Source organism: Nesterenkonia salmonea (genome assembly GCF_005771525.1).
GTDB classification, from domain to species: domain Bacteria; phylum Actinomycetota; class Actinomycetes; order Actinomycetales; family Micrococcaceae; genus Nesterenkonia; species Nesterenkonia salmonea.
In genome coordinates, this window is sequence record NZ_VAVZ01000071.1 from 1 (window position 1) to 6,029 (window position 6,029).

Below are 6,029 nucleotides of genomic sequence, written 5' to 3' on the forward strand. Positions count from 1 at the left end.
AATGTCCTCGAGTAGCCGTTAGGAAATCCCAGCGCCTCAGGCAAAGGAATCCACCACGTGGCAGTCGAGCCCTTGGTTTTCGACATTTTCACCCTTCCTGACATTTCTCATAGACAGTAATCGAGGCCAATTAGCTTGAGAAAGCCCCAGATAAGACTCCTAACGGGGGATTCCCTGATCCAACGATGGATCCGCATCAAGTTCGCAGAGCAAGGAGTTCGTCGCGGGAGGCTTTCGGTGCCACACTCCCGGCACCTCGTCATTGATCAAAAGGTAAAGCCTTTCGGAATGTAACGCTGTAGAGCGATGTCCGGAATCTTTACTTGCAAAAGGTAGCGAGAAACCAGCATGTGAAACAGAAAAAGCGCGTGCTCCGTCTTGTAACCGGTCAAGTGGGAGCCCGGAGAGGGCAGAGTGTCGATCTGGCCCCGTGTCGTGACGTTGACGACCACGCCGTCTTCCATGACGCAGACTAGGTCGACGCGCTTGTCCACCGGGAGATCCTTCTGCCGGTCTTCGAGGCGCTGAGCAAAACTGGTTACTGCCGAGCCTTCGAAGGCGAAGAGGAAGTACATCGGTGGGATCACGTCGTACTCTGTTCCGTAGGCCTTTTGCTTCTCGTCCAGCTGGATCTGCCCGGGTAGCTTCTCTGGAAGGTAATACGCGGAGCGGTCGAGCGATTTGAGAGTTCTGGCGCTCTCTACCGCTTGTTCAACGTGGGCCAACTGCAAAGAGAGCTTCGACTCGATGACGGCGATAACCCCCTCGACAGGGAGGAGCCGTGCGCCCCTTTGCTTATCGGTGTAGAGGACCGGAGTCTGCGTGGTGTCGTAGAGAATGACATCGTGCTGCTTGCTATGGCTGCCATACGAGTCAACAACTTGCCCGTGCGCCACACCGATGGATGATGGATAATAATCTTCGAAGAATTTTCGAAGCGTGGCCTCGGCTGCCTCGCCCTTGCTCAGCTGGTGGTCAAACGCGGCACGGATCCCCTTAACCTGGGACGCCATGTCCTGGGATGCGGCACTCATGAGGTCTGCCAGCTCAGACATGACTTCTCCTATCTACTCAGCGTGTCGTCCTCAGCCGCGACTGAGGTTCATAAGTAGTTCTCAGCGATCTCCGACTCGTATAATTGTCGAGCACTGGGTGCTTCACGGATTGCGTTCCGAACATTGTCCTTAGTGATGTCGAGAACCTTCATCACGCCACCAGTCTCTGCAATGGACTCGATCCGGCGGAAGTCCGCACCAAATTGTTCGGCGAAATCCGCCAGGCCCCGCAGTTTGGGGAGCGCGTCTGACAGGTGGTGGCCATGGGGATCCACTAGATCAGTCGCCGTGCTGCCGTCGTGAGAAGTGCCGAAGAACAGAAAGTCTGGCCGTAGGGCCTTCCAATCTCCGAGATCATCTTTGTAGGCCACAGCTAGGGAGTCCTGGGTGGCTCGCGCAGGGTTGCGGTACCACCCCTTGAATCCAGACTGCTTCATCTCTGAAGTCAACACACGTTGCTCCCACGTGTTCAGGTCTTCCGGGAAGGTTTCGTCCTCAGCCGACATGAGATGCATGGTCCATGTCGGCATTGCCTCTTCCGTGCCGTCCGGGTGGAGGATCTTCGTCTCGGCCTGCGCCGTCTTCGGGACCACGAGGTTTACGGGCTCGGGTTGGGTGGAGAGCGACTCGAGGCGTTCATACTCTGCCCGTCGCTCATCGTTCAGGTTCTTCCGAGCTACGCGGGTCTCAGACAGCCACTTTCGCGCGAGTGTCTCCGCCTCGTGGTCGATCGCCTCGGTAATCTGCTCCACGCGAGCAAGTGCTGAGATTTGGATGTGGGCTTCGAGAAGTTCATCCTCCTCGCCGTCAGGGCCGGCCAGGAGGTCAGCGTAGGAGTCGCACAGTGCGGGACTGAAGACACGAGTCGCCGCGCGGTAGTAGTCCTCGATCGCTCGCGGGTCTGCGCTGACTGAGAAGGACTTGTAGGAGACGTTCCCACCAATCCGGCCGCGGACCTCCTCACCCTGCATGGTGAGCACTTCTTCCTTTGCCTTGGCCACTTCCTGTTCGTGCTGGACCGCGCGACCGTTAAGCGCTGCGTGCAGACTATCGTGAGCCTTGGCCACAGCATCCCCCACGAGGCCGTCCTTCGAAAGCGCAGTAGCTAGCGCCGTGAGCCGGCGGATCGGCTTTACGTTCTTCTGAGGGATCGTTACCGAGGGGAGCTCGGCGAACTTCTCCCAAACAGAGTGGTCGATGGTCTCGTTGGGTAGTAAGGGGATGGGGTCGAACAGTACGCGTCGGCCCTTACCTCCGCCAGCATCATCGCCATCGTCGCTGGGGCGCCCAGATGCGCCCTTCATCAGACGCTCGGCCACCTTGGTAGCGGTCTTGCGGTCGAAGTGCGGCAGCAGACAATCCACGGAGTTCAACAGCTCGTTTCCCGGAATGCGACGAGCCAGTGGTGTGCGGATCATGCGGCCAAGCAGCTGGGTAATGTGTGTGTCTTCCTTTGCAGACCGGAACGAGACCAGCACTTCGGCCCGTGGGCAATCCCAACCGGTCGAGATAGCGCTCTTCGCCAGCAGGACTCGGACCTGAGGAGCATCCTGAACGCGTTGCGGCTCAATGTAGGGCACCAGTTCCTGACCAATCTTGAGGTCTCGGCGTTCACCAAAGACGTTGGCGATAGCACCGTGCTTCAATTCGGGCCACGCCTCGAAGATTGTGTCTAGGGTGCGAACCTTCAGCTCATCTGAGGGCTTGTCGCCCATCTGCACGACAAGTAGGGGTTTCACGACCTTAGTCTCGTTCTGTTCCTCCGCGTACTCCTGCCAAGCAGTCGTGGACGCCTTAATCTTCTCCACGGCTTTGGTCAGTAGGACAGTATCGAAAGCTCCGGCCTCCGCCGGGATAGAGAGAGCAATGTCGTCCTTTAGAAGCCCAGAGGCCTGTACCAGGGAGGAGTCAACGGTCACCGGCGAAAGAGCATCACGGCCCTGAGCCGTCTTCATGGCGGTATCGAACCGTTCCACAGTTGCAGAAATGCCGAACACGACTGGCATCGGGGGCGCAGACTGTTGGCCATTGATCAGGCGTTGGACGATAGTGCTCCGGTCCTCGTCCTCGCTCTTCCGCATACCGCGGTGAGCTTCATCGAGGATCAGATACAGAGTGAGATCTTCGTTTGCCACCGTGTTGGTGATGGTGTCGTAGATCGAAGATTGAAGCTGATCAGGCCGGGGTGCACCAGGGAGCGTGTCCTGGCCCTCTGCCTCCAGCGCGCCTCTTACCAGCCTGGAGTTACTGCTCAGTTTTTGAGTGTTGAGGAAGTAGACGTTTCTAGGCCGGAACTGCGGTTCTGAAAACGTTGAAGGTACCGTCTGCAGACGAAAGTCCAACTCGCTCCCGGCGGCTTGGATCCGCGCACGTGACTGCTCGTTCAGTGAGGGGTCGTCGGAGAACCACAACACGACGGCACCAGCGTCGGGCTCGAAGTCGAACTCGTCGTTGCCAAAGAAAAGGGCCTCGATCACCGCAGCAGCCATCACAGTCTTGCCGGCGCCGGTCGTGGCCGCCAGGGAGAACTGAGACAGAGCGCCGTAGCGACGGTATGAGTCACGAGCCCGCTCTAGATTTCGGAGGACATCACGGACTGCCCCGGTTTGATAGTCCTTCAACGTATAGCGCATCGGCTAATTACCGCCCATGTTGATCTGGAAGTTCTGGAGATAGGTCTCGTATAGCCTGATCGGCGTGACGGTGCTGGGAAGCTCGCGGCATACCATCTGAAATGCGCCCTCGTCGTCAGTTACCACAAACGCCGTTGAGGCGGCATCAGCCCGCCCGATCGCGTTGATGAAGCCGTCTGTCTGATCCAGGTTCCGCAGCACGCCGTACGCTTCGGCCACGTCCCACCCATCCTCGCCGAGCGAATCGATGAGCCTCCCCCGGGAACCCGCTCGGATCCACAGCATGGGCGCGATCCGGCGGAACGCTCGGTGGTGTCGCACCGAGAGGGGGGACTCATAGGTCAGTTTGAAGAAGGCAACGTTCTCTTGAAACCCTTGCATAAGGGGAAACTCATCGACGAATTTATACTTTCCCTGCACCGGTTCGCCACTAGCAGTCTCACCAGTCAATGCGGCAACCAGGCGCGGCTTGGTGACGTATTCACAGATCCCCAAGGCTTCCCACTCTCGGTCGCCGGGGCGTAAACCGCTCAGTCTCAAGGCCTTCTGTTCTGCAGCGGAAACTTCGTTATTAGTCACCATGATGGAGTGGCGGCATCCGCCATCCTGCTTATTCAAGCGGAAGACGGCGTGGGCCGTAGTCCCGGAACCCGCGAAGAAGTCCAGCACCACAGCCTCAGGCTTGTTCCCAACTACTAGCCTGAGAACATCCTCCACCGCGTAGAGCGACTTTGGAAAAGGGAACCGTTGCTGTCCGTAGAGGTCCCGTAAGAGAGTCGTTCCATGGCGATATGCATCGTGTGACGGTTTCCGCCATTGAGTGGTAGGCATCTTGGTCTTGCCTTCCTCATAGAAGGCCATGACTGAACCATCTTCGCGGTAACCGCGCACCTTAGCCTTCCCGCTCTCGATATCCCGGATGGGCCCACTCTTGAGGTACTTTATGACGAACGGTTGATGGTGGTCTGGGTCGTAGCCGCCCAGGCGGACATATCCTCTCTCCAGGCGGCTCACAAGGCTATTTCTGGTAAGCCCCCAGTTCATCTCCGTTCCGTCGTCACGAACGGGGAACACTGCCACGCAGTCGACCGGCGGAATTATGGAGAACCTGTCGACATCTGGGGCAAGGGGGTGCCCAACTTCCACGATCTTTCGGGCCCCGACGTCTACAAAAATCGGATAAAACTGTGACGGTCGATTTGGCCTCGCCGACGAAGTCTCAGCGCGGCGGAAAGTCGGCCAGTGAACTTCTTTGTCCTTTGACTCTTCCACAAGCTCTGGGGCTAGCTGATGTGCACCAAAGCGGACCAAGAAAACATACTCGTCAGTTCGCGAGAGCTCATTGGCGCGCCCTGTCCCCGCCGGGTTGATTACCGTGGAAATCATTTGAATTTTCGCTTCAGGGTAGGTCTGCTCCAACAACAGGCCCAGACGCAGATACTCTTTCTCGTCGATTGTGACAACTAGGGCTGAATCGGAGGGGTTCAACAGCTCGCGAGCCAATTTCAGACGTCGTTCGATGAAAGCCAGCCACTTTGAATGGCGGTAGTCATCTTCTTTGCCTACGTAGTTATTGTTATATTTCCAGTCGCTGGCGCCGGAGTTGTAGGGGGGATCGATGTAGATCGCATCGATAGAGTGCCGGTGAGTGTAAGTCAGCATCTCTAATGCGTGATAGTTCTCGGAATTGATTACCGTGTGGAACGGCTTGTTACCGCCGCGCTCCACACGTCCCGTCTCCACGAGGCCGGGATGGATGCGATCGCGGAACTCAGCCACCACTGAGAGCTCGTCTACGCCAACAACTTGAGCCACCGGTTCTTCGCTACCCAGCTCTGAGAGGTGAGCGAACCTGCCGACTTCCGTGCGTTCTATTCGGATCACACGCCACAGGCGCTGATCCTCACGCTCGGCCACACCACGCGGCGGGAGGACACGGACCTTGTCACCTCGTCGCACAGGGCGGCCGGGCAGCTCAACCGCCTCAGGCTGGTGGGCCTCAAAAACGAGGCCAAAGGTGCGGCGCTTCGTGAGAGCGGTCACCTCCGCTTCTAGATCTGCGCCTAGCTGGAGGTCAGCTTTACGAGCTTGCCTCAGCAACTCAGACAGTCGCGACACACGGCCTCCCTTCAAAAACCTGAGAGAAGTCTATCTGTGGTCGTGCACCTCGAGACGCTAGGGGAGTGTGTTCTTGCCACTGTGACTGGCGTGACTCGCTGGACGCCCCAAGTCGGCCGTTCAGGGATGTTCGAGTCATGTGCTGCCCGCTCAGGCGTTGCCTAGATACGAGTCTATGGAGAGTCCTTTGGGTGTTTCGTGAGACATGCTTGTTGCGCATAAA

The 6,029-nt window shown here is 57.9% G+C and carries 3 protein-coding genes; all 3 read right to left on the bottom strand.

Annotated elements, in window-relative coordinates:
- Window positions 1-266 precede the first annotated feature (266 nt).
- The 3 genes from FEF26_RS14960 to FEF26_RS14970 are packed head-to-tail and all read right to left on the bottom strand — an operon-like array spanning window position 267 to window position 5,731.
- A complete protein-coding gene (locus FEF26_RS14960) occupies window positions 267-1,055 on the bottom strand; it encodes a DUF6602 domain-containing protein (protein WP_138254339.1) in 789 nt (262 codons plus the stop codon).
- A 47-nt stretch (window positions 1,056-1,102) separates the two neighbouring features.
- A complete protein-coding gene (locus FEF26_RS14965; protein WP_138254340.1) occupies window positions 1,103-3,688 on the bottom strand; it encodes a DEAD/DEAH box helicase in 2,586 nt (861 codons plus the stop codon).
- A 3-nt stretch (window positions 3,689-3,691) separates the two neighbouring features.
- Complete coding sequence (locus FEF26_RS14970) at window positions 3,692-5,731, bottom strand: site-specific DNA-methyltransferase (RefSeq protein WP_243730620.1); 2,040 nt, start codon at window positions 5,729-5,731, stop codon at window positions 3,692-3,694.
- Window positions 5,732-6,029 lie beyond the last annotated feature (298 nt).

Bases quoted from the DNA above. Each gene is read 5' to 3' on its own strand.
- FEF26_RS14965 (WP_138254340.1), bottom strand. From the start codon at position 3,688: ATGCGCTATACGTTGAAGGACTATCAAACCGGGGCAGTCCGTGATGTC.
- FEF26_RS14960 (WP_138254339.1), bottom strand. From the start codon at position 1,055: ATGTCTGAGCTGGCAGACCTCATGAGTGCCGCATCCCAGGACATGGCG.